Source organism: Kocuria sp. NPDC057446, assembly GCF_042802875.1.
Lineage (GTDB): Bacteria > Actinomycetota > Actinomycetes > Actinomycetales > Micrococcaceae > Kocuria.
On the sequence record NZ_JBHVDI010000037.1, the window covers coordinates 1 to 26,922 of the forward strand.

The 26,922-nt window shown below is 74.7% G+C and carries 16 protein-coding genes; 5 read left to right on the plus strand and 11 right to left on the minus strand.

The genetic code is table 11. The features are described from left to right. Window positions 1-41: 41 nt before the first annotated feature. Window positions 42-1,466: an NAD(P)H-quinone dehydrogenase gene (locus ACFU0Y_RS06765; RefSeq protein WP_380213692.1), complete on the minus strand. Its 1,425-nt coding sequence runs from the start codon at window positions 1,464-1,466 to the stop codon at window positions 42-44. Window positions 1,467-1,551: 85 nt separating this feature from the next. On the opposite strand from ACFU0Y_RS06765, the gene ACFU0Y_RS06770 reads away from it, so the two are divergent. Both ACFU0Y_RS06770 and ACFU0Y_RS06775 read left to right on the plus strand, forming a co-directional pair. Beyond that, the gene (locus ACFU0Y_RS06770) at window positions 1,552-2,373 is read left to right on the plus strand and encodes a purine-nucleoside phosphorylase (RefSeq protein WP_380213693.1); all 822 of its coding nucleotides are present in this window, start codon (window positions 1,552-1,554) and stop codon (window positions 2,371-2,373) included. A gap of 94 nt (window positions 2,374-2,467) precedes the next feature. Then, window positions 2,468-4,237, plus strand: a complete 1,770-nt coding sequence (locus tag ACFU0Y_RS06775; RefSeq protein ID WP_380213694.1) for a phospho-sugar mutase — start codon at window positions 2,468-2,470, stop codon at window positions 4,235-4,237. A gap of 59 nt (window positions 4,238-4,296) precedes the next feature. Here ACFU0Y_RS06775 and ACFU0Y_RS06780 read toward each other — a convergent pair whose 3' ends face one another. The 3 genes from ACFU0Y_RS06780 to nirD form a co-directional block, all read right to left on the minus strand. Continuing rightward, a complete protein-coding gene (locus ACFU0Y_RS06780; protein ID WP_380213695.1) occupies window positions 4,297-5,607 on the minus strand; it encodes a heparan-alpha-glucosaminide N-acetyltransferase domain-containing protein in 1,311 nt (436 codons plus the stop codon). Window positions 5,608-5,811: 204 nt separating this feature from the next. Beyond that, window positions 5,812-6,876, minus strand: coding sequence for a hypothetical protein (locus ACFU0Y_RS06785; protein ID WP_380213696.1), 1,065 nt, complete (start codon window positions 6,874-6,876; stop codon window positions 5,812-5,814). A gap of 48 nt (window positions 6,877-6,924) precedes the next feature. Next, complete coding sequence (nirD, locus tag ACFU0Y_RS06790) at window positions 6,925-7,332, minus strand: nitrite reductase small subunit NirD (protein ID WP_380213697.1); 408 nt, start codon at window positions 7,330-7,332, stop codon at window positions 6,925-6,927. 225 nt (window positions 7,333-7,557) lie between these two features. On the opposite strand from nirD, the gene nirB reads away from it, so the two are divergent. Both nirB and ACFU0Y_RS06800 read left to right on the plus strand, forming a co-directional pair. After that, the gene (gene nirB, locus ACFU0Y_RS06795) at window positions 7,558-10,176 is read left to right on the plus strand and encodes a nitrite reductase large subunit NirB (RefSeq protein WP_380213705.1); all 2,619 of its coding nucleotides are present in this window, start codon (window positions 7,558-7,560) and stop codon (window positions 10,174-10,176) included. Between the two features lie 128 nt (window positions 10,177-10,304). Further along, window positions 10,305-11,447 (plus strand): uroporphyrinogen-III synthase, encoded by a 1,143-nt coding sequence (locus ACFU0Y_RS06800; protein WP_380213698.1) that lies wholly within the window; start codon window positions 10,305-10,307, stop codon window positions 11,445-11,447. Here the strand turns inward: ACFU0Y_RS06800 and ACFU0Y_RS06805 are convergent. The 7 genes from ACFU0Y_RS06805 to ACFU0Y_RS06835 form a co-directional block, all read right to left on the minus strand. Next, window positions 11,429-12,670, minus strand: coding sequence for a heparan-alpha-glucosaminide N-acetyltransferase domain-containing protein (locus ACFU0Y_RS06805; protein ID WP_380213699.1), 1,242 nt, complete (start codon window positions 12,668-12,670; stop codon window positions 11,429-11,431). The genes ACFU0Y_RS06800 and ACFU0Y_RS06805 overlap by 19 nt on opposite strands. Window positions 12,671-12,823: 153 nt before the next feature. Beyond that, window positions 12,824-14,425, minus strand: a complete 1,602-nt coding sequence (locus ACFU0Y_RS06810) for an FAD-dependent oxidoreductase (protein ID WP_380213700.1) — start codon at window positions 14,423-14,425, stop codon at window positions 12,824-12,826. Continuing rightward, window positions 14,422-16,605, minus strand: coding sequence for a molybdopterin oxidoreductase family protein (locus ACFU0Y_RS06815; RefSeq protein WP_380213701.1), 2,184 nt, complete (start codon window positions 16,603-16,605; stop codon window positions 14,422-14,424). The genes ACFU0Y_RS06810 and ACFU0Y_RS06815 overlap by 4 nt, the downstream gene beginning before the upstream one ends. 42 nt (window positions 16,606-16,647) lie before the next feature. Then, the gene (locus ACFU0Y_RS06820; protein ID WP_380213702.1) at window positions 16,648-18,057 is read right to left on the minus strand and encodes an MFS transporter; all 1,410 of its coding nucleotides are present in this window, start codon (window positions 18,055-18,057) and stop codon (window positions 16,648-16,650) included. 375 nt (window positions 18,058-18,432) lie between these two features. After that, a complete protein-coding gene (locus tag ACFU0Y_RS06825) occupies window positions 18,433-19,653 on the minus strand; it encodes a heparan-alpha-glucosaminide N-acetyltransferase domain-containing protein (RefSeq protein WP_380213703.1) in 1,221 nt (406 codons plus the stop codon). After that, window positions 19,643-23,626, minus strand: coding sequence for a Pls/PosA family non-ribosomal peptide synthetase (locus ACFU0Y_RS06830; RefSeq protein ID WP_380213706.1), 3,984 nt, complete (start codon window positions 23,624-23,626; stop codon window positions 19,643-19,645). The genes ACFU0Y_RS06825 and ACFU0Y_RS06830 overlap by 11 nt, the downstream gene beginning before the upstream one ends. Before the next feature lie 428 nt (window positions 23,627-24,054). Continuing rightward, window positions 24,055-25,131, minus strand: a complete 1,077-nt coding sequence (locus ACFU0Y_RS06835; protein ID WP_380213704.1) for a hypothetical protein — start codon at window positions 25,129-25,131, stop codon at window positions 24,055-24,057. A gap of 200 nt (window positions 25,132-25,331) precedes the next feature. Here ACFU0Y_RS06835 and ACFU0Y_RS06840 point away from each other — a divergent pair, with 200 nt between their 5' ends. Continuing rightward, a complete protein-coding gene (locus ACFU0Y_RS06840) occupies window positions 25,332-26,786 on the plus strand; it encodes an amino acid permease (protein ID WP_380213707.1) in 1,455 nt (484 codons plus the stop codon). Window positions 26,787-26,922 lie beyond the last annotated feature (136 nt).

The window sequence follows — 26,922 nt, forward strand, 5'->3', positions numbered from 1 at the left end:
CATCCCCGAGGGGATGCGGCCGTCGCGCGTGTCCGGGCGGATCAGACGTGCACGTGCAGGCGCCGGGCCGCCTCCGAGATCGAGCCCGTCAGGGACGGGTAGATCGTGAAGGTGTCGGCGAGGTCGTCGACGTGCAGCTTGTGCGTGACGGCCAGGGAGATCGGGAAGATCAGCTCGGAGGCGCGGGGGCCCACCACCACGCCGCCGATCACCGTGCCGGAGCCCTTGCGGGAGAAGATCTTCACGAAGCCGTCCTCGACCGCCATCATCTTGGCGCGCGGGTTCGTGGAGAGCTTCAGCATGATCGTGTCCGCCTGGTAGGTGCCGTCCTCGATGGCCTTCTCGCTCACGCCCACGGAGGCGATCTCGGGCGAGGTGAAGATGTTGGAGGCCACCAGATGGGTGCGCAGCGGCTTGACGGCGTCGCCCATCAGGTGCGCCACGGCGATCCGGCCCTGCATGGCCGCCACGGAGGCCAGCGGCAGCACGCCCGTGCAGTCGCCCACCGCGTAGACGCCCGGCACGGTGGTGCGGGAGACGCCGTCGACCTTGATGTGCCCGGACTCGGCCCGGGCCACCCCGACCTCCTCGAGCCCGAGGTCCTCGGTGGCCGGGATCGCGCCGACGGCGATCAGGCAGTGCGAGCCCGCGATCTTGCGCCCGTCCGAGAGCGTGGCCACCACGCCGTTCTCGGTCCGCTCCACGGAGTCCGCGCGGGTGCGGTTGAGCACGTTCATGCCGCGGCGCTCGAACACGTTCTCGAGGACGGCCGCCGCGTCCTGGTCCTCGCCGGGCAGCACCTGGTCCCGCGAGGAGACGAGGGTGACCTCGGACCCGAGGCCCCGGTAGGCCGAGGCGAACTCCGCGCCGGTGACCCCGGAGCCCACCACGATCATGTGCTCGGGCACCTCGGTGAGGTGGTAGACCTGCTTCCAGTTGAAGATCCGCTCCCCGTCCGGCTTCGCCGACGGCAGCTCGCGCGGCAGGGACCCGACGGCGAGCAGCACGGCCTGCGCGTCGAGGGTGTACTCCAGCCCGTCCTCGGTGCTCACCTGGACGCTGGTGGGGCTGAGCAGCCGGCCGGTGCCCGCGATCACGCGCACCCCCACCCGCTCGAGACCGCGCTTGATGTCCCGGGACTGGGACGCCGCGAGGCGCAGCAGGCGGGTGTTGACCTTCTCCAGGTCCACGGCGAGGTCGTTGATCTCGTTGCCGTCCTTGCTGCCGCCGCGCACGTGCACCCCGAGGTCCGCGGCCTCGGCGAAACGGGTCATCGCGTCGGCGGAGGCGATGAGCGTCTTGGAGGGGACCACGTCCGTCAGCACGGCGGAGCCTCCGAGACCCTGCTGCTCGACGATGGTCACGTCCGCGCCGAGACTGGCGGCGACCAGGGCGGCCTCGTAGCCGCCGGGACCGCCGCCGATGATGACGAGCTTCTGGATGGAGAATTCGCTGTGTGCAGTCACCCGGCCATTCTTGCAGGTGCCGCAACGCGGGCGGAACCGGCCCGGCCGCACCGGGCCGCCCGGGACCATGCGGTAGCTTGGGCGGGTGGACACAGAGCACAGCGCCGATCGAGCCGACCCCTTCGAGCTCGCCCAGGAGGCCGCGGACGCCCTCCGCCGGGCCACCGGGGTCGACACGCACGAGATCGCCCTGACCCTCGGCTCCGGCTGGGGCCAGGCCGCCGAGCTGATCGGCGAGACCGTCGCCGAGATCCCGGCCGCGCAGATCCCCGGGTTCAGCCCGCCCGCCCTCGAGGGCCACGTGGGCACGCTGCGCTCCGTGCGCACCGCCGACGGCCGGCACGCGCTGGTGATCGGCGCCCGCACCCACTACTACGAGGGCCGGGGCGTGCGCCCCGTGGTCCACGGCGTGCGCGCCGCGGCCGCCGCCGGGGCGCGCACCATGATCCTGACCAACGGCTGCGGCGGGCTGAACCCCTCCTGGGGCCCCGGCACCCCGGTGCTCATCAGCGACCACCTCAATCTCACGGGCCGGTCCCCGCTCGAGGGCGCCACGTTCGTGGACCTCACCGACCTGTACTCCCCGCGGCTGCGGGAGCTGGCCCGCGGGGTGGACCCCACCCTCGACGAGGGCGTCTACGCGCAGTTCCCCGGCCCGCACTACGAGACGCCCGCCGAGGTGCGGATGGCTGGGGTGCTCGGCGCCGACCTCGTGGGGATGTCCACCGCCCTCGAGGCCATCGCCGCCCGGCACGCCGGGATGGAGGTCTTCGGGATCTCGCTCGTGACCAACCAGGCCGCCGGCATCTCCGCGTCCCCGCTCTCCCACGAGGAGGTCCTCGAGGCCGGACGGGCCGCGGGCGCCCGGATCTCGGAGCTGCTCGCCCGCATCGTCGCCCAGCTCTGACCGGCCCGGGCCGGCACGGTTCCCCGGACCGGCACCCCGGCGCACCGGACACCCGCACCGGCCACCCTTACCGGACACCTCAGGAGACCGCGCCATGACCACCGCCCCCCGCACCGATCCGGAGCTCCTCGACACCGCCCGCGCGTGGGCCGCCGCCGACCCGGACCCCGACACCCGCGCCGAGCTGGAGGCCCTCATCGAGGCGGCCGCCGCCGGCGACGCGGCCGCGCGCGCGGAGCTGGCCGACCGCTTCTCGGGCACCCTCCAGTTCGGCACGGCCGGCCTGCGGGCCGCACTGGGCGCGGGCCCGATGCGGATGAACCGGGTGGTGGTGCTGCGCGCCGCCGCCGGACTGGCCGCCCACGTCCTGGCCACGGCCGTCCCGGCGGACGGCCCGGCGGACACCGCGGACGGCACCGCCCGGCGCCCCCGCGCCGTGGTCGGCTACGACGCCCGGCGCAACTCCGAGGTCTTCGCCCGGGACACCGCCGCGGTGTTCACGGCCGCCGGCATCGAGACGCTGCTGCTGCCCGCGCCGCTGCCCACCCCCGTCCTCGCGTGGGCCGTGCGGGCCCACGAGGCCGAGGTGGGCGTGATGGTCACGGCCAGCCACAATCCGCCGGCGGACAACGGCTACAAGGTCTACCTCGGCGGCCGGGCCGTGGAGCCGGAGGCCCGCGGCTGCCAGATCGTGGCCCCCCACGACCGGCTGATCGCCGGGCGGATCGCCGCCGTCGGCCCGGTCGAGGACATCCCCCGGGCGCAGGACGGGTGGACCGTCCTGTCCGCCGGCGTCGAGCAGGACTACCTCGAGGCCGTCCTTCCCGCCGTGGTCCCCGGGCTCACGGCCGCGAGGGCCGAGCGACCCCTGCGGATCATCCTCACCCCGCTGCACGGGGTGGGCGGGCGCACGACGACGGAGGCCCTGCGACGGGCCGGACTCGCCGACGTCCACGTGGTCCCCGAGCAGGCCGAGCCGGACCCGGACTTCCCCACCGTCGCGTTCCCCAATCCCGAGGAGCCCGGCGCCCTGGACCTGGCCCTGGCCACCGCGCGGGCCGTGGGCGCGGACCTGGTCCTGGCCAACGACCCCGACGCGGACCGGGTGGCCGTGGCCGTCCCGGTGCCCGGCGGCACGGGGCAGGACTGGCGGATGCTGCGCGGGGACGAGGTCGGCGCGCTGCTCGGCCGGGCCGCGGCGGCCCGCTGCGCCGGCCGCGAGGGCGCCGTGTTCGCGAACTCCATCGTCTCCTCGCGCCTGCTCGGACGGATCGCCGCCGCGGCGGGGATCGCGCACCAGGAGACGCTCACCGGCTTCAAGTGGATCGCCCGCGTCCCGGGGCTGGCGTACGGCTACGAGGAGGCGCTGGGCTACTGCGTGGCGCCGGACGTGGTCAGGGACAAGGACGGGATCAGCGCTGCCGTGGCGGTCGCCGTGCTCGCCGACGAGCTGCGCGCGCAGGGCCGCACCCTGCTGGACGTGCTGGACGAGCTCGCCCTGGCCCACGGTCTGTACGCCACCGACCAGCTGAGCGTCCGGGTGGCGGACCTGCACCGCATCCCGGCCATGGCGGCCGCCCTGCGCGACGCCCCGCCGGCGACCCTGGGCGGCTCCGACGTCGTCGAGGTCGCCGACCTCGCCGCCGGGGGCACGGGGCTGCCGCCCACCGACGGCCTGCGCCTGCTCACCGCGGACGGCACCCGGGTGATCGTGCGCCCCTCGGGGACCGAGCCGAAGCTCAAGTGCTACCTCGAGGTGGTCGCCCCGGTGGCCCGTCCTGCCGGGCTGTCCGCCGCCCGCACCGAGGCCCAGGAGCGGCTCGGCCGGATCCGCGCCGAGCTCGAGGACGCGCTGGGGATCTGACCGCGCGCCGGTCGTGCGGCGCGGCGCCGTCGGCGTCCTCGGCCCCGGCGGCTCGATCCCTAGGTCGTGGGATCCCGGGTCCGGTCCGGCCCGGGCGCGGTGCCCGACAGCACCGGCGGCTGCGTCCCGTCCGCGCCGCGGGCGAGCACCCGGCGCGAGATCGCCCAGGTGGAGCGGGTGACCACGACCTCGAGCGGCCCCTGGCCCCGGGCCCGTCGCCACAGCAGGGCGAACGCCGTGAAGAGCACGAGCTGGCCCACCGTCCAGGCGGCGGGCGCGAGGTCGTAGTACTCGGGCCAGAGCACGAGCAGGTGGGCCGTGTAGAGCGTGAACGTCATCGCGCCCGCCGCGGCGAGCGGTGCGAGGATCCTGCCGGCCACCCGCTCCAGGAGCAGGCAGACGCCGAGGACGGACAGCGCCACGCCCACGTTGAGCAGCAGGAAGAAGGGCGTGTTCGTGTGCGGGGTGGAGACGAGCAGCCACCACAGGGTGTCGGTGGGCAGCGTGGGATCCCCGCCGAACACCATCACCTCGTCGATCTGCGCCTCGTCCATCCAGGGCGTGCCGGCGGCGATCGCCTCGTAGCCGCCGAGCACCTGCACCGCGAGGACGGAGGCCGACCACACGAGCAGGGCCACGGCCGCCCCGATGGTCGCGAGCAGCGTCTGCACCCGCCGGCTCGTGAGGTCCGTGCGCCCCACGGCGAGCCCGGCCAGCAGGAACGCCATCCACGGCAGCGCAGGGTAGACGCCCGTCAGCAGCAGCTGGGACAGCACGGTGCCCGGGTCGAGGACCACGTCCAGGAGGCTCGGGTTCTCGTACTCCAGGCCGGGGAGCACGTCGACGGACCACTGCATGAGAAACGGGGCGACGAGCGCGAAGAGCGCGGCGCACAGCAGGAGGGACCGCGTGCGCAGGCGCAGGAACGGAATGGCCAGCAGGAAGAGCACCCCGTAGTAGATCAGGATGTTGCTGACCGGCAGCTCGAGGAAGCCGAGGAGGAAGCCGACCAGCGCGATCGTCCCCGCCCGCCCCGCCAGCGCCCATCGGGAGGCCGTCATCCGCCGGCCCGTCCGGGGAGTGCGCCCGCCCGAGGCGAAGGCCAGGCTGACCCCCGCCAGCGTGGCGAACAGCGCGGCGGAGTGGCCGGCGAACAGGGTCCAGGACAGGGTGGCATCGCCCGTCTGCTCGTCCCACGAGGGCAGCGTGTGCACGGCGACCATGCCGAACAGGGCCAGGCCACGGGCGGCGTCCACCCCGATGAGGCGTCGGGCCGGCCGCGGGGCCCCGGCGCCGTCGGCCCCTGTGCCTCCGGTCGGGACGCCGGTGGCGGTGACCGCCCCGGACGGCGGCGTGCGTTCTGCGGACATGCGGTTCCCCCAGGGATCGATCGGCGCGTGCACCCGGGCCCGGAACGGTCCGGTCCGCGCCCCCCGGCACGGCGCCCGGCCCCTGCCGGCCCGTCGTGGTCGACGGGCGCACGGCGCACAGCTGCACGATCGGATCTTACAAGAGCAAACGCCGAACGGACATCCCCGCCGGGGAACCCTGGGGTCCGGGCGGGGAACGCCTGGCTAGGACGCGTCCTGCGCGTCCTCCTGCGCGTCCTCCTCGGCGGCGTCCAGGGCGCGCTGGAGGATGCGGGCGTAGGGCAGACCGAAGTGGTCCACGCCGTCCCGGTAGCGGATCCGGGCGCGCTCGAAGCCCTGCTCCTCGTACCACCGGTGTCCGTCCCACGCCGCGGACAGGGCGTTGAACCGTGCCTGCGGGTCGGTGCCGTCGTCCTCCGTGCCCACGTCCCAGCGCAGCCGCAGGTCCTGGAGCTGCTCCCGGGTGGGCTCCGCCGCGGGCGAGTCGGGGGCCTGCCCGCCGCCCATCATGATCGCGCCGCCGCCCGGCACGAGGTCCAGGTGGTCCGCGAGCAGCTCCTGGCTGATGAACTGCGCCCCGCCGGAGTAGCCGGTCAGCCAGGTGCGGGAGCGGTCGATGTCGTACTCGGGCTCGAGGCGCTCCTCGACGAGCGAGAGGAACCACCGCGCGTTGAGGTCCCGTTCCTCCCACCAGGTGATCTCCCCCGCGCGGTCGGGAGTCCGCGGGACCACCAGCATCATGTTGTGCTCCCGTGCGACCTCGGCCAGGCAGGAGGCGGTGTACTGGGGGTTCTCGTACTCGAAGGCGCCGTCCCCGTGGAAGTGGTACACGACGCCCACCGGACGGTCCCAGTCGAGCCCGTCGGCGAGGACGTGGTAGGAGCTGGTGATCCCGCCGTGCTCGTGCTCGAGCCGGAAGCGGTCCTGCCGCTGCTCCCCCGGGCCGAACACGCGGGCGTCCAGGACGGCCGCGTCCGTGGGCCCGCCGGGACCCCGGGCGGTCACGCGGACGTCCTCGAGCCCGTAGCGGGCGCACGAGACGGTCTCCGGGGTGCCGGCCTCCGGGGTCCCGGGCTCGGGGGTCCCGCCGTCCCGGCCGACCAGCAGGGCCACGGTGGTGACGAGCAGGAGCACCAGCGCGAGGGACCCCGCCCCGAGCAGCCGCAGCCGGCGCCGGGCGCGCCGGGAGGTCTGGCCGCGGTGGCGGTGCTGGTGCGGCAGCCAGGACCACGGCCACCGGGGACCGCGCCGAGAAAGTTGTCGTGTCACCCGGTCATCCTATGGAGGAGTGCCTGGGAGAACCCCGACGACGTGCCGTCAGGCCGGCAGCGCGACCAGCACCCGCCCGTCCCGCACCTCCACCGGGTGCACCGGCAGGGCGGGACCGTCCCCGGTGAGGCACCGGCCGGTGGCGAGGTCGTACACCTCCTTGTGCAGCGGCGAGGCGACCGTGACGGCTGCGCCGCGGGAGCCCAGGATGCCGCGCGCCATCACGCAGGCCCCGGTGCGGGGATCGCGGTGCCCGGCCGCGAGCACCGTGGTGGCGTCCACCCGGTACAGGGCCACCTGGCGGCCCGCCACCCGCGCGGCCTCGCCCCACAGGGGCTCGAGGTCCGCCAGCGCGCACACGTCGTGCCAGGTCGTGCCGGCGGCCGGTGCCGCCGGGTCCGCCGACGCGGCGCCGGGCGGGACGGCGGCCGGAATGGTGGTCAGGGTGGTCGTCATCGAGGGCCTCCTGTGGCTCGGGGAACGTCGTGCTCGACGCTAGGCGGGGCGGATGACGCCCGCGCGCCGGGGCGGTTTCGCCTCCGTCACGGCCCGCTCACACGGGACCGGGGCACCGGTGAGGGAAGTGAAAGGCGACCGGAACCGAGGGGCAACGGCGGGGCAATCCCCGCTTCCTAGAGTCGGGTGAACGCCCCAGCCGCCCGCCACTCCCCGGAGGTCCCCGTGCCGCGCTCCCCCTTCTCGCCGCAGTCCCCCCAGCACGTCGTCGTGGTCGGCGGCGGCCCCGCCGCCCACCGGTTCGCGGAGGCGGTGCTGTCCGCGGAGGACCACCACGTGCGCCTGACCGTGTTCGCCGACGAGCCGTGGGTGCCCTACGACCGGGTCCAGCTCTCGAAGGCGCTGACCGGCCCCGCCGGGACGGTCGACCTCACCCTGGGCGGCGGCACCGTGTGGCAGGACCCGCGGGTGGAGCTGCGCCAGGGGGTGAAGGCCCGGGAGATCGACCCCGCGGCCCGCACGGTCACCGCCGCGGACGGCACCGTGACCGGCTACGACGAGCTCGTCCTGGCCACCGGCTCCGACGCCGCCCGCCTGGACGTCCCCGGCGCCCACCACGCGTTCGTCTACCGCACGCTCGACGACGTCGCGGGCATCCGCGCCGAGGTCGAGCGGCTGCGCGCCCGCTACGGGCGCACTCCGCGCGGCGTGGTCATCGGCGGCGGCCTCCTGGGCCTGGAGGCCGCGGGCGGGCTGCAGGAGCTCGGCGCGGAGGCCACGGTGGTGCACTCCCGCCGGTGGCTGATGAACGCCCAGCTCGACGAGGGCGCCGGCCGCTCCCTCAACGCCCTCATCGCCGCCCGCGGCGTGCGCCTGCACCTGGGCGAGCGGCCCTCCGGCGTGGGGCTGCGCAAGTCCGACGGCGAGGTGTGCGCCGTCGAGTTCCGGGACTCGGACGACCTCGAGGCGGACCTGGTCATCGTGGCCACCGGCATCCGGGCCCGGGACCGGCTGGCCTTCAACGCGGGCGTGGCGACCGCCCCGCGCGGCGGCGTGGTCATCGACGAGGCCTGCCGCACCTCCGCGGAGCACGTGTGGGCGATCGGCGAGGTCGCCTCCTGGAACGGGGAGTGCCTGGGGCTCGTGGCCCCCGCGAACACCATGGCGGAGATCGTCGCGGACCGGCTGGCCGGCGGGCGCTCCACGTTCGACGGCTTCGACACCGCGACCAAGCTCAAGCTCTCCGGCGTGGACGTGGCCTCCTTCGGGGACGCCTACGGCGAGACGGAGGACTGCCTCGAGGTCGTCTACGCCGACCCCGCCCGCGGGCTGTACCAGAAGGTCGTGGTGACCCAGGACGCGCGGACCCTGCTGGGCGGGGTGTTCGTGGGCGACGCGGAGCCGTACAACGCGCTGCGCCCGCTGCTGGGCCGGGAGCTGCCCGGCGAGCCCGGGGCCTATCTCTCCGCCTCCGGCGCGGACGCCCCGGCCGGGGACCTGCCCGACGACGCCGTGCTCTGCTCCTGCAACAACGTCAGCACCGGGGCGGTGCGGGAGCAGATCGCCTGCGGCGTGCACGAGGTCGGGGAGCTCAAGACGTGCACCCGGGCCGGCACGCAGTGCGGGTCCTGCCTCCCGATGCTCAAGAGGACCCTGGACCTGGAGCTCGCCAAGGCCGGCGTGGAGGTCTCGAAGGCGCTGTGCGAGCACTTCGGGCTCTCCCGCGCCGAGCTCTTCGAGGCCGTGCGCGCCCTCGACCTCACCTCGTGGGACGAGGTCGTCGCCCGCTTCGGCACCGGCCTGGGCTGCGACATCTGCAAGCCCGTGGTCGCCTCCGTGCTCGCCTCCCAGCGGGACGAGTACGTGCTCGACGCCGGCCGGGGCGCCCTGCAGGACACCAACGACCGGGCACTGGCCAACATGCAGAAGGACGGCACCTACTCGGTGGTCCCGCGCGTGCCGGCCGGGGAGATCACCCCGGAGAAGCTCATCGTGCTCGGCGAGGTCGCCCGGAAGTACGGGCTCTACACCAAGATCACCGGCGCCCTGCGGGTGGACATGTTCGGGGCCCGCCTCGAGCAGCTGCCCGAGATCTGGCGGGAGCTCGTGGACGCGGGCTTCGAGTCCGGGCAGGCCTACGGCAAGGCCCTGCGCAACGTGAAGTCCTGCGTGGGCTCCTCGTGGTGCCGCTACGGGGTGCAGGACTCCGTGGGCATGGCCGTGCGGCTGGAGCTGCGCTACCGGGGGCTGCGCTCCCCGCACAAGTTCAAGATGGGCGTCTCGGGCTGCGCCCGCGAGTGCGCCGAGGCCCGCGGCAAGGACGTGGGCATCATCTCCACGACCGACGGCTGGAACCTCTACACCGGCGGCAACGGCGGCGCCACGCCGGCCCACGCCCAGCTGCTGGCTCAGGGCCTGGACGACGAGACCCTCGTCCGGTACATCGACCGGTACCTCATGTACTACATCCGCACCGCGGACCGGATGCAGCGCACGGCCCGCTGGCAGGAGGAGCTCGACGGCGGGATCGAGCACGCGCGCGCCGTCGTCGTCGAGGACTCCCTGGGCATCGGCGAGGAGCTCGAGGCCGCGATGGCCCGGCACGTGGACCGCTACGAGGACGAGTGGGCGGCGACGCTGAGGGATCCCGAGCGGCTGCGCCGCTTCCGCTCCTTCGTCAACGACGCCGCCCCGGACGACTCCCAGGACTACGTGCTCGAGCGCGGTCAGCGGCGGCCCGCGACCGACGCCGAGCGCGCCGCCGCCGAGACCGGCGACGGCCCCGTGCTGCTGACCGGCCCGCGCATCCCCGTGCGCGAGGGCGCCGCGCCCGCCGGGGCCTGATGCGGCCCGGCCCCGCCCGGGACGCCGGCGGTGGTGCGGGTGTCGCCAGGGGTCCCGGCGGCGCAGTCCGTGCGGAACCGGAAACACGGGGTAACACCCCGGTCACAGGGCCGACCTACGCTCGGGAGATGACCGCCGCCCCCTCCGTCCCCGCCCCTGTCGGCCCCGGCACGCCCGGCGCGCTCGGCGAGCTGACCGGGTTCCGCGTCGGCGTGACGGCCCACCGCCGCGCCACCGACTTCATCGCCGCCCTGGAGCGCCGCGGCGCCCAGGTGGTGCACGCCCCCGCCCTGATGATCTCGCCGGTGGCCGAGGACACCCGGGTGGTCGAGGACACCCGCACGCTGCTCGCCCACCGGCCCGGGGTCGTCGTGGTCACCACGGCCTACGGTCTGCGCCGGTGGTTCGAGGCCGCCGACGCCGCGGGTCTCGGGGAGGACCTGCGGGACGCCTTCCGGGCCGCCCGGGTCCTCGCCCGCGGGGCCAAGGCCCGGGGCCAGGTGCTCTCCCTCGAGCTCGAGGACGCGGAGGTCTCCGCCGACGAGCGGACCTCCTCGGTGGTCGACCGGCTCCTGGCCGACGGCGTGAACGGGGCCCGCGTGGCCGTCCAGCTGCACGGGCTCACGGACCAGCTCCAGCTGGAGCGCCTCGTGGCCGCGGGCGCGCAGGTGGACACGGTCTCCCCCTACCGGTGGCTGTCCGCCGACGACGGCGAGCGCCTGCCCGCCCTGATCCGCGAGGTGTGCGAGCGCCGCCTGGACGTGCTGACCTTCACCGCCGCCCCGGCCGTGGACTCGCTGTTCAGCACCGCCCAGGAGCTGGGCCGCTACGAGGACCTCGTGGACGCCCTGCGCACGGACGTCACGGCCGCCGCGGTGGGCCCCGTGTGCGCCGGGCCGCTGCTGGAGGCCGGCGTGCAGCCGCTGGTGCCCGAGCGCTTCCGGCTGGGCGCCCTGGTCCGGGCGGTGTGCACCCACGCGGCCGAGGAGCGCACGCTGGTGGTGCCCACCCGGCACGGGACGCTGCGGCTGAGGAGCACCGGCGCGGCCCTGGCGGACGAGTTCGTCCCGCTCTCCGACGCCCAGGTCGCGGTGCTGCGGGCGCTGGCCGCGCAACCCGGCGCGGTCGTGTCCCGGGGGGCGCTGCTGTCCGCGGTGCCGGGCCTGGAGACCGAGCACGCTCTGGAGATGGTGATCTCCCGGCTGCGGCGGGTCCTGCCCGCTCCCCTGGTCGCCACCGTGATCAAGCGGGGCTACCGACTGGACCGCTGAGCCGGCGTCCGGGCCACGGTCCGGCGCACGGGCCGGACGACGGCGGCCATACCCCGCTCCAGGGGGCCGCGCCCGAAGGCCCGCTGCCAGGCGAGGGCGAACAGCACGGAGAGCAGCAGACTCGCCACCAGCCACAGCGCGGGGGCGGTGTAGAACACCTCGAAGGACAGGAACACGAGGTGCGCCGTGTACAGGGTCAGGCTCATCGTGCCCATGGCCGCCACGGGCAGCAGCCAGGTGCTGTGCCGGCGGGCGAGGAGCAGGCAGCTCCCGACCACGGCCAGGCTCACGCCCAGGCTCCAGGCCACGGAGAACGGCGTGTTGACGTCCGGGGTGGTGAGCACGAGCCACCACGGCGAGGTGGTCGGCAGCCTCCCCTCCGGGCCGTAGGTCAGCAGGCTCTCCAGCTGCGCCGCGGTGAGGTCCGGGTCGCTGAACAGCAGCCGCGTGTAGACGTCCCCGGCGTAGAGCAGCTGCCGCGAGACGAGCTTCGCGGTCACCGCGAGGAGCGCTCCCACCACGACCAGCCGGACCTGCACGTCCCGGCGGCGGAGGTTGAGCCGGCCGATCGCCATCCCCGCCAGCACGTAGGCCAGGTAGGGCAGCGCCGGGTAGGTCCCCGTCAGGAGGAGCTGCCCGAGGACCGCGAGCGGCTCGGTGACCAGGGTGGCGGCGGTCGGGTTGTACGAGGAGAACTCCGGCAGCGCGTCCCCGGCGAGGTGGAGCAGCAGCGGCCCCGCCACCAGGGCGACGGCCGCGCCGAGGAACAGCGCCCGCGGTCCGAGCCCCAGGACGGGCAGGGCGAGCAGGAAGTACGCGGCGAAGTAGATCAGGATGTTGTAGGCGGGCGGCTCCGGCGGCATCAGCCGGCCGATGAGCAGCGCGAGCACCAGCAGCAGCAGGGCCCGCACCGCGACCCCGGCCCGGGCGGCCGTCAGCTCACGGCCCCGGACCGGCCGCCGGCCGCCGGAGGTCAGCGCCAGGCCCGTGCCCGCCAGCAAGGCGAACAGCGCCGGGGAGTCGCCGGGGAACAGGATCCACGTCACCGTGGGCCGGCCCGTGGCGGCGTAGGACATGGGCAGGATGTGCACGCACATGATGGCCACGAGCGCCAGGCCGCGGGCGGCGTCGAGGCCCACCAGGCGCCGCGTGCCGTGCCGGGCACCGGGCGCGGCGGGGGTCGCAGGGGCCGCGGGCGGCTTCTCGCGGGGGCGCTCCCTCATGATTGGTCGTCCTGTTCGTCGGGTCCGGCCCGGTCACGGCGGGCGGCGGGCGCGACCATCTTCGCACCCCCGTGCACCCCGGCCAACCGGAACGGCACCGCGCCGGCGTCCCCTGTTGTGCCGGGGCACGCACGAGGGCGGTGCCGGGAGCCGTCACGCCGCGGCGGCGTGCTCCTCGACGAGCCGGCGCACGGTGTCCCGGCAGCCCCCGCAGCCGGTCGAGGCGCGGGTGGCGCAGCGGACCTCCTCGAGGGTCGTGGCGCCCTGCCCCACGGCCTCGGTGATCCGGCCCAGGGTGACGCCGGCGCAGTGGCAGACGGTCGACCCGGGCGTCATCGGGGTCTCCTGGGGCGTCCCCGCGTCCGGGCCGTCGGGGCGCAGCAGCATGCTCGGGTCCTCGGGCACGGGCTCGCCGCGGTCGTGCAGCAGCCCGATGCCGGCCGCGGAGCGGGGCAGCCCGAGCACCGCGTAGCCCGCGAGCGTGCGGTCGGGGCGCAGCACGAGCTTCGCGTAGGTCCCGGCGTCGCCGTCCGCCCACTGCACCACGGACCCGCCGTCCGGGCGGGAATCCCACGGCAGGCCCCCGACCTCCCCGGCGCAGGCGAGCTCCACCTGGTGCGCCTTCAGCCGCACGGCGCCGGCGGGGCCCTCGGTCAGGGGGGCGAGCACGGCCGTCCCGCCGTCGGCCACGGCCTCGAGCTCGGCGCGGAACCGGGCGGCCAGCCACTCCGCCTGCCGCCAGCCGGGGCCGATCAGACCGGACGGGCCCATCCCGTCCCGGCCCGGGCAGACCCGGCAGGAGGGGTCCTGGCACAGCACCTCGGCGCAGTCGCCGATTGCGAACACGCGCCGCTCCACGTCGGCCTCGAGCTCGTGGTCCACCACGATCCCGCGGGCGGTGCGCAGTCCGGCGCCCGCGGCGAGCTCCGTGCGCGCGGTGACGCCGATCGACAGCAGCAGCAGCTCGCCCGGCACGGTCCGGCCGTCCTGGAGCACGAGCCCGCGGAAGGACCGGTCGCCGCCGAGGGCCACCTCGCGCGCCTGGGTCCCGGAGACCACCTCCACGCCGGCGGCGGCGAGGGCGCGGCCCAGCAGCGCGCCGCCGGCTGCGTCGAGGGAGCGGGTCAGCACCCAGGGGGCGTGGTGGACCACGGTCACCGGGCAGCCGGCCTCGCGCGCGGCCAGCGCGGCCTCGAGTCCGAGCACACCGCCGCCGAGGACCACCACGCGGCCCCGACGGGCGACGACGGCGCGCACCGCGCGGGCGTCGCGCAGGTCCCGCAGCGCCGTGACCCCGGCGGGCAGGTGCGCGTAGGCGCCGGGGTCCGGGTTGAGTCCCCGCAGCACGGGCAGGTTGGGGCGGGCCCCAGTGGCCAGGACCAGCCGGTCGTAGCCGAGCTCCCGGGTCTCCCCCGTCGGCCCGTCCGTGAGCCGCAGGATGCGGCGGGAGCGGTCGATGCGGGTGACCTCCGTGCCGAGCAGGACGTCGACCCCGGAGCGGGCCAGGTGCTCGGGGTCGGTCAGGGCCATCGTGGCGCGCTCGGCGCGGCCCATCGCGTGCTCGCCCACGAGCACCCGGTTGTAGGCCGGGTCGGCCTCCCCGCCGATCACGGTGAGCCGGATCGTGCCCGCGGCGGCGAGCTCGGCGACGTCGTCGACGAAGCGGGCGGCCACGGGGCCGAAGCCGATCACGACCACGTGCTCGCCGGCTCGCATGGGGGTGCCCGCCGAGCGGGTGGGGCGGCGCGGGCTCATCGGGCGGCCTCCTCGGCGTCAACGGCCGGGACGGTGACGGCCCGGACGGTGACGGCCCGGACGGTGACGGAGCCCGCCTTGAACTCGGGCATGGCCGAGACCGGGTCCACGGCCGCGGAGGACACCAGCCGGTTGGCGGTCTGCTCCCCGGCGTAGTGGAAGGGCAGGAACACGGTGTCGGGGCGGATGTCGGTGCTCAGTTCGGCGCGGGCCACGGCCCGGCCGCGGGCGCTGGTCAGCTCCACGGCGGCGCCGTCGGGGATCCCGAGGGACGCGGCGGTCGCGGGGTGGATCTGCAGCCCGGCGCCGGGCCGGGCCTCGTGCAGCGAGGGCACGCGGCGGGTCTGGTTGCCGGACTGGTAGTGCTCCAGCCAGCGGCCGGTCACCAGGGTCAGGGTCCCCGGCCGGTGCAGCGGCTCCCGACGGTGGGCCGGCGGGCTCGGGTCCACGGACCGGCCGGCGGCGCGCGGCCGGACCGGGACGAGCACGGCGCGCCCGTCCGGGTGGCCGAAGCGGTCGAGGAAGACCCGCGGCGTGCCCTCCGCCGCCCCGGCGGGCTGCGGCCAGTGGCACGCGGCGCCGGCGTCCAGGGCGGCCCAGTCGATCCCGGAGTAGTCGGCCCGGCCCCCGGCCGAGGCGCGGCGCAGCTCGGCGAAGACCTCCTCCGGGTCGGGGCTGAACGTGCCCGGGGCGTCGAGCCGGCGGGCGAGCTCGGCCATGATCCACAGCTCGTCCCGGGTCCCGGGCGGCGGGTCCACGGCGCGGCGGCGGCGCAGCACCCGGCCCTCGAGGTTCGTCATGGTGCCCTCCTCCTCGGCCCACTGCGGCACGGGCAGGACGAGGTCGGCGTACTCGGCGGTCTCGGAGAGGAAGAGGTCGCCGACCACCAGGAAGTCCAGCGCCTGCAGCCCGCGGACCACGGCGTGCGTGTCCGGGGCGCCGACGACCACGTTGGAGCCGTTGACCCACAGGCAGCGGACGCCGCCCTCGGTGCCCAGGGTGGTCAGCATTCGCACCGCCGGGATCCCCGCACCGGGCAGCTCGTCCGGGTCCACGCCCCACACCCCGGCCACGTGGGCGCGGGCGGAGGGGTCCTCGATGCTGCGGTAGCCGGGCAGCTGGTCGGCCTTCTGGCCGTGCTCCCGCCCGCCCTGCCCGTTGCCCTGCCCGGTCAGCGTTCCCCAGCCGGACCCCTCCCGCCCGGGCAGGCCCAGGAGCAGGGCGAGGTTGATCGCTGCGGTCGCGGTGTCCGTGCCGTCCACGTGCTGCTCCACCCCGCGGCCGGTGAGCACGTAGGTGCCCGCACGCTGCCGGGCCAGCAGCCGGGCGGCGCGGCGGATCCGCTCCGCCGGGACGCCGGTGACCTGCTCGACCCGCTCGGGCCACCACGCGCTGACGCTCGGCAGGAAGGACGCGAGCCCGGTGCTGCGCTCCTCGAGGTACTCCGTGTCGGCGAGGCCCTCGTGCAGCACCACGTGGGCCAGGCCCAGCAGCAGCACCAGGTCCGAGCCGGGAGTGGGCTGGAGGTGCAGCCCGCCGTCGTCGTCCGTCAGCCGGGCCGTGGCGGAGCGGCGGGGATCGACGACGACGAGGCCCCCGTGCCGGCGCGCGTGCTCCAGGTGCTGGACGAACGGGGGCATGGTCTCGGCGGGGTTCGTGCCCAGCAGCAGGACGGTGTGGGCCGCGGCGAGGTCCGTGACCGGGAACGGCAGACCCCGGTCCAGGCCGAGCGAGCGGTTGGCGGCGGCCGCGGCGGAGGACATGCAGAACCGGCCGTTGTAGTCGATCCGCGAGGTCCGCAGCGCCACCCGCGCGAACTTCCCCAGCTGGTAGGCCTTCTCGTTGGTCAGCGAGCCGCCGCCGAAGATCCCCACCCCGTCCCGGCCGTAGCGCTCCTGCGCGGTCCGGAGCTCCGCGGCCATCCGGTCCAGGGCCGTCTCCCAGGACACCTCCTGGAACACCCCGTCCGCTCCGCGCAGCAGGGGCGCGGTGAGCCGCGCCGGGTCGGCGAGCAGCTCCGCCGACGTCCAGCCCTTCCGGCACATCCCGCCCCGGTTGGTGGGGAACTGCCGGGCGGCGACCTCGGGGTAGCCCTGCGCCGCGGCGGCCACCGAACCGGTGTCCAGGGTCATGGCGCACTGCAGGGCGCAGTAGGGGCAGTGGGTCGCCGTGGTGCTCATGCGGGGGTCCTCCTGGTGTGGTCCGGGCGGGGCGGGGCGGGCTCAGATGTGGCTGTCGCCCATCTCGGTGCCCGGGCGCAGGTAGCAGCACCAGGTCACGGCGAGGGCCACCACGTAGAAGGCCACGAAGCCGTAGAACGCCGCGCTGTAGGCCCCGGTGGTGCTGTTCGAGAGGTTGAGCGCCTGCGGGATCAGGAAGCCGCCGTACGCGCCGACCGCCCCGATCAGCCCGAGGGCGGCCGAGGCCTTGCGCTCGGTGGAGACCGCGGCGTCCTGCCGCCGCCGCAGCCCCAGCACCCGGTAGATCGAGGGGATCATCCGGTAGGTGGAGCCGTTGCCCATGCCCGCCGCGGTGAACAGCAGCAGGAACAGGCCCAGGAACAGCCAGAAGTTGGCCAGCGGGAGCGTCAGCACCACGGCGAGCGCGAGCAGCGCCATCACCGCGAACACCGCGACCGTCATCGGGGCGCCGCCGAAGCGGTCCGCCAGCCGGCCCCCGTAGGGGCGGGAGACCGAGCCGACCAGGGGGCCCAGGAACGCCAGGGACAGCGACGCCGCGCCCACGCCGAAGGACGAGAACCCCGGGAAGGTGTCCGCGATGAGCTTCGGGAAGACGCTGGAGAAGCCGATGAAGGACCCGAAGGTGCCCACGTAGAGGAAGGACATGATCCAGAAGTGCGGCTCCCGGACCGTGGCCAGGGATCCCGCCACGTCCCCCTTGGCGTGCGAGAGGTTGTGCATGTACTTCCGGGCGCCCCACGCGGCGAGCAGGATGAACGGCACCCAGATCCACCCGGCCAGCGGGAGGTCCAGCGCCCCGGCCGCGAGGACCGTGACGGCGATCGGGACGAGCAGCTGCGCCACCGCGGTGCCGAGGTTGCCTCCGGCCGCGTTGAGCCCCAGCGCCCACCCCTTCTCCCGCACGGGGTAGAAGAAGGTGATGTTGGCCATCGAGGAGGCGAAGTTGCCGCCGCCGAAGCCGGCCGTGGCCGCCAGGAGCAGCATCACCGCGAAGGGCGTGCCCGGGTTGCCGACCGCCAGGGCCAGGCCCACCGTGGGGATGAGCAGCAGCAGGGCCGAGACCACGGTCCAGTTCCGCCCGCCGAACCGGCCCACCATGAAGGTGTACGGGATGCGCAGCGTGGCGCCCACGAGGGACGGGATGGAGATGAGCCAGAAGATCTGCGAGTCGCTGAAGGCGAAGCCCGCCGCCGGCAGGTAGATCACGGTGATGGCCCACAGCTGCCAGACGGCGAAGCCGAGGAACTCCGCGAAGACGGACCACGTGAGGTTGGTGCGCGCGATCGGGCGGCCGGTGGACTCCCAGAACGCGGGGTCCTCGGGCCGGTAGCCGTCCAGCCAGCGGCCGGGGCGCTCGCGCAGGGCGAGCGGCGGGGGCGCCGTCGTGCTCGGTGCCGTGGTGGCCGGGTCGGGGTGCAGTTCTGAGCTCACGGGGGACCTCCTGGGCGAGCGGGGCGGAGCACGGCGACGGCGGCGTGCGGTGCTCCCACGCTACGAACCCCGTGTTTCCGCGTCCGACGGCAGGGGTAACGCCCCGGTGCACTTCCGCTCACAGTCCCGCCCGGCCCGTGTGAGACCGTCCCGGTCCCCCTGGCCCTTCTGCCGCGCCGACGCCCCCGTCACCGGCCCCCTGCCCCACCCTGGTGCGCCGAGTCCCCCGTCACCGGCCCCCTCACGCGGCGAGTCCCCAGCCCAGTGGCACTCCCCCAGGAAATGGAGTGGGGAGATGCGACCGGGTTGGGGACTCGACGGCACGGGCAGGGGCCTAGCTGGCCAAGGGCCTGGGGCCTGGTCAGGGCGGCGGGGTCAGCGCTCCGCGACCGCGCGGGAGATGCGCTTCGAGGTGCGGGCCACCAGCTTCTCCAGCGGGCCCTGCCCCACCGCTCGCTGCCAGGCGACGGCGAGCAGGCCGAACGCGGCGATCTGCATCCAGAACCAGAACGCCGGGTGCAGCTCGTAGACCTCGAGGGAGAGGAACAGCAGGTGCAGGGTGTAGAGCGTGAACGTCATGGACCCGGCGGCCGCCAGCGGCGTGAGGGCCTTGCCGATGAGCCGTGCCAGGAGCAGGAACGCCCCGAGCGCGAACGCGGCCATGCCGAGGCTCAGCAGCAGCGCCACCGGGGTGTTGCTGTGCGGGGCCGGCACCATGAGCCACCACAGGGTGGTGGTCGGCAGGGACGGGTCCGGGCCGAAGACGAGGATCTCGTCGATCTGCGCCTCGGTCAGCCACGGGGTGGCCGCCCAGATCCGGTCGTAGACGCCGAGGGCCAGCAGCGCCGCCATGGACACCGTCCAGGAGAGCAGGGCCAGCGCCGCCCCGGCGCCCACGAGCCACAGCTGCACCCGCCGGTTCGTGAGGTTCATCCGCCCCAGGGCGATGCCCGCGCACAGGTAGGCCATGTACGGCAGGGCCGGGTAGGTGCCGGTCAGCAGCAGCTGGGAGACCACCGTGACCGGGTCCGTGACCAGGTTCCACAGGGTGGGGTTGCCGTAGACGTGCGCGGGCAGGACGTCCACGGCCCACTGCATCAGGAACGGGGCCAGCACGGTGAATGCCGCCGCGCTGATCAGCAGGTGGCGGATGCGCAGGCCCAGGAACGGATTGGCCAGCAGGAAGAACATCCCGTAGTAGATCAGGATGTTGTCCACCGGCGGGGCCACGAAGCCCACGAGGAACCCGACGAGGGCGATCACCGCGGCGCGGCCCACCAGCCCCGCCCGGTCCCCGGCCAGGCGCCGGCCCGTGTGCGGGGTGCGGCCCCCGGAGAGGAACGCGAGGCTCACCCCGGCCAGCGTCGCGAAGAGCGCCGCCGAGTGCCCGGCGAACAGCGACCAGCTCAGGGAGGCGTTCTCCCCGGCCGCGTCCACGACGGGCATGGTGTGCACGGCGACCATCCCGAGCAGGGCGAAGCCCCGGGCGGCGTCCACGCCGATCAGCCGCCGCCGGGTGCGCCGGCCGGAGGCGCCGGGCACGTTGAGCACCGCGGTGCCCCCGCCGCGGGTGGCGCTCCCGTGCTCAGCGCTCACGGGTGGTCCCTCCGGCGGGCACGGCCTCGAGCGCCTCGGCGTGCAGCGGGCGGATCGGGTTGCCGCCCCAGGTGCTGCCGGCGGGCACGGTCTCCTGGGCCATGACCAGGGAGCCCGGGCCCACGGTGGCGCCGGCCTCGACGGTGCTGCCGGGCAGCACGAAGCTGTTGGGCCCCAGGGTGGAGCCCGCCTCCATCGACACGGGCTGCAGACGCATGATGCGGTCGTGGAACAGGTGGGTCTGGAGCACGGTGCCGCGGTTGACGGACACGCCCCGGCCCAGGTGCACGAGGTCGAACTCGGGCAGCCACCAGGTCTCGCACCACACGCCGCGCTCGATCTTCGCGCCCATGAGCCGGGCCCAGGCGTTGAACACCGGGGAGCCCACGGCCAGGCGGATCAGACCGGGCACGGCCAGGGACTCCGCGAAGGTGTCGGCGAGCTCGTTGCGCCACACGAAGGAGCTGAACAGCGGGCGCTCGCCCTCGCGGAAGCGGCCCATCAGGGCCCACTTGACCAGCACGGGGACCAGGGCGGCCAGCACGCCGGCGGCGAGCACCACGGGCGTGGCCCACAGCAGCGCCGAGACGATGCCCTCGAGGCCTCCCCCGGCCCGCATGTAGACGGTGGTGAGCACGAAGACGATCGCGAGGTCGATCCACGCGGTCACCATGAACGGCACGGCGCGCAGCGACTCCACGAGCGTGCGGGCCACCACCAGGCGCCGGCGGGGCCGGTAGGTGACGGCCTCGTCCGCGCTGTCGCTGACCCGGCTGATCGGCTCGGGCAGCCGGCCCAGCCAGGACGTGCCGCGCTCGGCCTCGGCCGGGGCGGAGGAGAGCACGGCGACCAGGGAGTCCTCGGGGACGTCCCGGTCCGGGCCCACGATCGCGGAGTTGCCCACGAAGGAGCGCTCCCCCACGGTCGAGGGGCCCACGTGGATCCAGCCGAAGCCGACGCGGGCGGAGCTGACCATGGAGTGGTCGGCCATGAAGGAGCCGGACTCGAAGGTGGTGAGGTGCGGCAGGGTCTCCACGGTGGAGATCTCCACCTGGCTGCCCACCCGGGCGCCCAGCAGCCGCAGGAAGAACGGGGTGGCGATGGACGCGTAGACCGGGTAGGTCGAGACGAGGCTCTTCTGCAGCAGCACGCCGGTCAGCCACACGGCCCAGCCCACGGTGCCGTCGGCCGGGTGGTGGCCGGGACGGATCAGCAGCGCGAGCGCGCGCACGACCAGCACGAGCAGGGCCAGGTAGACGAGGACCGTGAGCACGGCGAAGACCGGCACCCACAGGGCCATGACGGGGAAGACCTGTTCGTAGAGCTCCAGCCCGCGCACCTGGGTGAAGACGAGCAGTGCGCCGGGGACCACGGCCAGCACGGGCAGGATGCCCACGGTGCCGAGGCCCAGGGCGTAGAGCAGCCCGGTCAGGAACCGGTTGCTGCGCCCGGGGGCCCACTCGAGCCAGGACTCCCCGGCGGGACCGAGGTCCTCGAGCGGGGAGCCGCTCTGCAGGCGGCCGGCGGGGACGGTGCCGGTGACGTGGGAGCCGGGGTCGACCTCCGCGCCGTTCTCGACGACGGCGTCCGGGCTCAGCAGCGTGCGGGTGCCGATCCGGGCGTTCTCGCCCACGGTCACGCCGCCCAGGTGGAGGACGTCGCCCTCGAGCCAGTAGCCGGAGAGGTCGACCTCGTGCTCGACGGCCGCCCCGGCGCCGATGCGGGCCATGCCGCTGACGGGGGGCATCGTGTCGAGGTGGGCGTGGCGGCCCACCCGGTTGCCGAGCAGCCGGAAGAACAGCACCATCACGGGGGTGCCCATGAGGGGCTCGAACTTGTTGAAGATCAGGATCCGCTCGGCCATCCAGACCCGCAGGTGGGTCCAGGAGCCGCGGGCGTGGGCGCCGGGGCGCAGCCGGAAGGTGAGCAGCCGGATGAACAGCGCGGTGAGCACCAGCCGGCCGGGCAGGGCGAAGAGCACGAGCCAGCCGACCACCAGGGGCAGCAGCGGCGGGTTCGGGACCCAGCCCGCGCCGAGCACGTTGAAGAGCAGCCAGACGACGATCGCGGCGCCCAGCACGTAGCGCAGCCCCGACACGGCGTAGAGGCCCACCAGGAAGGGGACCTGCACGAGGCCGTTCCAGCGCGGGACGTCCGCCACCCGGCGCTCGCGCGCGGCCTCCTGGGCCACGACGTCGACGCGCGGCAGCGCGGCCAGGTAGGCGTGCATCCCGGCGAGCGTGGGGTGGCGGTAGATCTCGGCGATCGCGGCGTCCGGGTAGGTGCGGCGGATCTCGGAGACGAGCTTGGCCACCGCCACGGAGGTGCCGCCGAGGGCGAAGAAGTCGCTGTCCTCGTCGATGGGCAGGGGGCCGAGCTGGTCGGCCCACAGGGCGGCGAGCCACTCGAGCTCGGCGTCGATCGCCGAGCTCTCCGCGGCGGCGCCGGCGGCGGGCAGCGGCCAGGGCAGGGCCTTGCGGTCCACCTTGCCGGAGGTCTTCAGCGGCAGCTCGTCCATCAGGGTCAGCGCGGGCACCATCTGGCCCGGCAGCCGGTCGGCGAGCAGGCGGCGGGCGTCGGCGAGGTCCACCGAACCGGGGGCCTCGGCCACGAGGTAGCCCACGAGGACCTGGTTTCCGGCCGGGGTGGTGTGCACGGCGGCGGCGCCGGCCTGCACGCCGGGCAGCCGGGACATCTGCTCGTCGATCTCGCCCATCTCCACGCGGCGGCCGGAGATCTTGACCTGGTCGTCGGCGCGGCCCACGAAGACGATGCCCTCGGGGTCGGCGCGCACGAGGTCGCCGGAGCGGTAGGCCCGCTCCCAGCCCAGGGAGTCCATGGGCGCGAACTTCTCGGCGTCCTTGGCGGGGTCCAGGTAGCGGCCCAGTCCCACGCCGCCGATGATCAGCTCGCCCTCCTCGCCCCAGCGCACGGGGTTGCCGGCGGTGTCGACGATCGCCAGCTCCCAGCCGGGCAGCGGCAGGCCGATGCGCACGGGCGGCTCGCCGGTGAGCACGGCACCGGTGGCGATGACGGTGGCCTCGGTGGGCCCGTAGGTGTTCCAGACCTCGCGGCCGGGGTGCACCAGGCGGGCGGCGAGCTCGTTGGGGCAGGCCTCGCCGCCGAAGATCAGCAGGCGGATGCGGCTCAGCGCCTCCGCCGGCCACATCGAGGCGAGCGTGGGCACCGTGGAGACGGCGGTGATGCCCCGCTCGACGAGCCACGGGCCCAGGTCGGTGCCCGAGCGCACCACGGCGCGGGGTGCCGGGACGAGGGCGGCGCCGGAGCGCCAGGCCAGCCACATCTCCTCGCACGAGGCGTCGAAGGCCACGGAGAGCCCCGCCATCACGCGGTCGCCCGGGCCCAGGGGGCGCCGGGGCAGGTACAGCTCCGCCTCGGCGTCCACGAGGGCGGCGGCCGAGCGGTGGCTGATCGCCACGCCCTTGGGCTTGCCGGTGGAGCCGGAGGTGAAGATGATCCAGGCGTCGTCGCCGGTGCCGGGCTGGCGGCAGTCGGCGCCCGCACGGACCCCGCCGCGCGGCTGCAGGGCCAGGCCCGCGCCGTAGACGGCGCACACCGAGGCCTCCTCCCAGACGGTGTTCGCCCGCTCGTCGGGGTCGTCGAAGTCGACCGGGACGTAGGCGGCGCCGGCGAAGATCGTGCCGAGCACGGCCACGTAGAGGTCCACGGTCCCGGAGGGGACGCGGATGCCCACGCGGTCCCCGCGGCCGATGTCGAGGTCCCACAGGCGCTGGGCCTGGGCCTCGACGCGCTCCAGGAACTCGGCGTAGGAGAGCACCGTGGTCCCGTCGTCGACGGCCACCGCGTCCGGGTGGCGCGAGACGGTGTCCATGACGATGTCCACGAGCGTGCGCGGGGCCGGTGCGGACGCCACGGGGAAGATCGCACGTCCGGGGACCTGCGGCATGGGCTGCGTGTGCAGCGCGCGGTCGAGGACCTCGCTCTCCCCCATCGGGTCCTGCTCCGGATACCGGTCCTCGAGCAGGTGCCGCCCGCCTCCCTGGCGGGTCGAGCCGCTGCGCGTGGTTGGGCGCACTGTCATTGATTCCCCCATCGACTTCGCTGCCGCTGCGGATCTGCACAGCGGCCGGTGTCGGCAGGAAGAACGGACCCAGGGACCGGACGGACCGGTTGGAAGGCTCCCTGGGAGCACGCGCGCGGATCAGCGCGGTGCCGAGAGTGATTGTTCAGCCGTGATGCCCCCGCATCGGCCTTCCCCCTGAGCCGGCTCCCCTGCCAGCTTCTCTACTGCACCGTACGACCGGTCATGTGCGTTTGCAAGTTGGAAGGGGCGCCCCGGCCCGCTGCGCGGCCGGCGCCCTCCCTCCTGTGCCGCGCCGTTCCGCGGATCGGGCGCTGACCAGGGACGACGACGAGAGATCAGTCACGTCGGCGTGTCGCGGGCTCCCGGAAGGGCGCTGCCGAGGGACCGGACGAGAGCTCCGCCGCGGGCTCCGGACCGGAATCCAGGGCGCTCTCCGCGGTGATCTCCCCGGAGGTCTCTCCTGCGGTCAGCGCGGCGTCGAGCACCCGGGCCTCCGGCAGCTCGAAGTGGTCCACGCCCTCGCGGTAGCGCACGCTGGTCCGGGCCCAGCCGGCGTCCTCGTACCAGGCGTGCCCGGCGGTCGCGGCGGAGAGCGCGTCGAAGGGGGCCCAGGGGTCGGTGCCGTCGTCGTCGAGCCCCACGTCCCAGTGCAGGACCAGCTGCTCGAGCTGCTCGTCCGTGGGCCGCGAGTCCCCGCCGGACGGGGCCCCGCCGCCGCCGGAGAGCAACGCGCCGCCGCCGGCCAGGAAGTCCGCGCGGTCGGCCAGCATCTCGTAGCTGATGAACTCGGCGCCCCCGGAGTAGCCGTGCAGCCACGTGCGGGAGCGGTCGATGTCGTACTCGGCGAAGATCCGCTGCTCGGCCAGGGCCACGAACCAGTCGGCGTTGCCGTCGAGGTCCTCCCACCAGGTGGGCTCGCCCTGCCGGTCCGGGGTGCGGGGCGCCACGAGCACCGCGTTGTGCGAGCGGGCGACCTCCGCGAGGCAGGACACCTTGTGCTCCGGGTGGTGGTACTCGTAGGCCCCGTCCCCGTGCAGGCGGAAGACCACGCCCACCGGCTCGCTCCAGTCGATGCCGTCGGCGAAGACGTGGTAGCTGCTGGTCGTGCCGTCGTGCTCGAAGGCGACGTCGAGCCGGTCCGAGGGCCCCTCCGCCCAGCGCGGCCCGCCGGAGAGCGCCGGGCCGGCATCGAGCGGGTGGCCGACCCCGCGCGGGGCGACGCTCACGCCCTCGAGGCCGTAGGCGGCGCAGGAGACCGGGTCCCCGGGCGCCGGGGACGGCGTCCACGCCCACCGGCCCACGACCGTCGCGGCGAGCAGGAGCAGCGAGACGGCGGTGAGAATGCCCACATCGACGGCCCGGCCGGATCCGCGGCGCGGCGCGGTCTCGCCCGGTCCCGTCGGTGTTTTCACCCGTCCATCCTAGGCGGGAGCGCCGCCGCCGGCCGCCACCCGATTATTGGGTTCGCAACCGTTCCCCCATAATCGGCCAGGACCGTTCGGGGGGACGGCGCCCCCCACTTCCTCCTTCCGTGGTCTGTCCACCGCAGCAGAGGAGAAGATTCCGCGTGACCATCACCGCACGCTCGCAGGCCGAGCAGAGCGCCCCTGAGATCCAGGAGCAGCCGCCGGCCCAGGAGGGGCTGCGCCGCAGCCTCAAGCCCCGCCACCTGACCATGATCGCGATGGGCGGGGCCATCGGCACCGGCCTGTTCGTGGCCTCGGGCAACACCATCGCCACCGCCGGCCCCGGCGGGGCCCTGCTGGCCTACGTGGTCATCGGCTTCATGGTCTTCCTGCTCATGCAGTCCCTGGGCGAGATGGCCACCTACCTGCCCGTCTCGGGCGCCTTCGAGGAGTACTCCACCCGCTTCGTCAGCCCCTCCTTCGGCTTCGCCATCGGCTGGAACTACTGGTACAACTGGGCGATCACCGTCGCCGCCGAACTCGTCGCCGCCGCGCTGATCATGCGCTACTGGTTCCCGGACGTGCCCTCGTGGATCTGGTCCGGGACCTTCCTGGCGATCCTGTTCGCCCTCAACGCCCTCAGCGCCCGGGCCTACGGCGAGACCGAGTTCTGGTTCTCCCTCATCAAGGTGGTCACCGTGGTGATCTTCCTGGGGCTCGGCATCCTGATGATCGTCGGGATCCTGGGCGGGGAGTCGCCCGGCTTCGAGAACTGGACCACCGGGGAGGCGCCCTTCGTGGGCGGCGGCCTCGGCATCCTGGCGATCTTCATGGTGGCCGGCTTCTCCTTCCAGGGCACCGAGCTCGTCGGTGTGGCCGCCGGTGAGGCGGAGAACCCGGAGAAAAACGTGCCCAAGGCCATCCGCACCGTGTTCGTGCGCATCCTGCTCTTCTACGTGGGCGCGATCACCGTGATCGGCTTCCTCATCCCCTACACCAGCCCCCAGCTGCTGGGCAGCGGCGTGGAGGACATCTCCATCTCCCCGTTCACCCTGGTCTTCCAGAACGCGGGAGTGCTGGCGGCGGCCTCGGTGATGAACGCGGTGATCCTCACCGCCATCCTCTCGGCCGGCAACTCCGGGCTCTACGCCTCCACCCGCATGCTCTGGGCGCTGGCCGACAGCGGCAAGGCCCCGAAGTTCCTCGCGAAGGTCAACCGCCGCGGCGTGCCCATGAACGCGCTCATCGCCACCACCGTGGTGGGCGGGGCGTCCTTCCTCACCACGCTCATCGGGGACGGCGACGCCTACGTGTGGCTGGTCAGCGCCTCCGGGCTGGCCGGGTTCATCGTGTGGATGGGCATCGCGTGGAGCCACTACCGCTTCCGCAAGGCCTACACCGTCCAGGGCAAGGACCTGGCGGACCTCCCCTACCGGGCACGGTTCTTCCCGCTCGGGCCCATGGTGGCGCTCGTGCTGTGCGCCGTGGTGATCCTCGGGCAGAACTACCAGGCGTTCATCGGCGACATGGACCTCATGGCCGCCCTGACCGCCTACATCGGGCTGCCGCTGTTCCTGGCCCTGTGGCTCGGCCACAGGCTGGTCACCGGCTCGAAGCTGGTCCGCTACGAGGACGCCGACCTCACCCGCGTCCGCGGCTGACACCCCGGCCCCGCCTCGCGGCCACCCCGCGCGCCGAGTCCCCACGTTCTGGACCAGCGCTCCCGCCGAGCCCCCAGGTTCAGGGCTCCTTTTCCGCCGAGCCCCCAGTCCGGTCGCAGTTCCCCCAGACTATTTC